The sequence below is a fragment of the Autumnicola lenta genome (genome assembly GCF_031846515.1).
GTDB classification, from domain to species: Bacteria; Bacteroidota; Bacteroidia; order Flavobacteriales; family Flavobacteriaceae; genus Autumnicola; species Autumnicola lenta.
Genome location: NZ_JAVRHO010000087.1, coordinates 1 through 457 on the forward strand (window position 1 = coordinate 1; position 457 = coordinate 457).

The window sequence follows — 457 nt, forward strand, 5'->3', positions numbered from 1 at the left end:
CTGACTTCCGCACTGGGACACCCTGACCTATACTTGTACTAAGGAAGCAAAATATTTTTGCTCTTCCGTGAGTAATAACAACTTATTTATTTTACTTCCGCTAGGAAGTTCGAAGGTTATTTCATGAATGTTCTCTGCAATTTCGATGGCTTTGTTAGCACTAATAGTAGCTTTCTTGGCCTTGAGTTGCCGCTCCAGTTCTTTAAATATTTTATAGGCAACAAAGGATATACATATATGTGCTTCGATGCGTTTTTGTAATCGGTGGTAGATGGGTCTGATCTTTAAATCCGTTTTGGCGATTCTAAAAGCATATTCGATTTGCCAAAGGTGTTGGTAATTTTCAATGACTTGATCTTTAGGTAGCTTTGTGTTGGACAGATATCCTTTGAGTCCATCCCATCTTGCATCCTGCCCAAGCTTCTCCATATCAATTGCCACAGTGATTTCTCCCTCG

The 457-nt window shown here is 39.6% G+C and carries 1 protein-coding gene; it reads right to left on the bottom strand.

Annotated elements, in window-relative coordinates:
• Positions 1-27 precede the first annotated feature (27 nt).
• Positions 28-457, bottom strand: a 430-nt coding sequence (locus RM545_RS17540; protein WP_311496581.1) for an IS1634 family transposase, incomplete at its 5' end; no start/stop codon positions are given.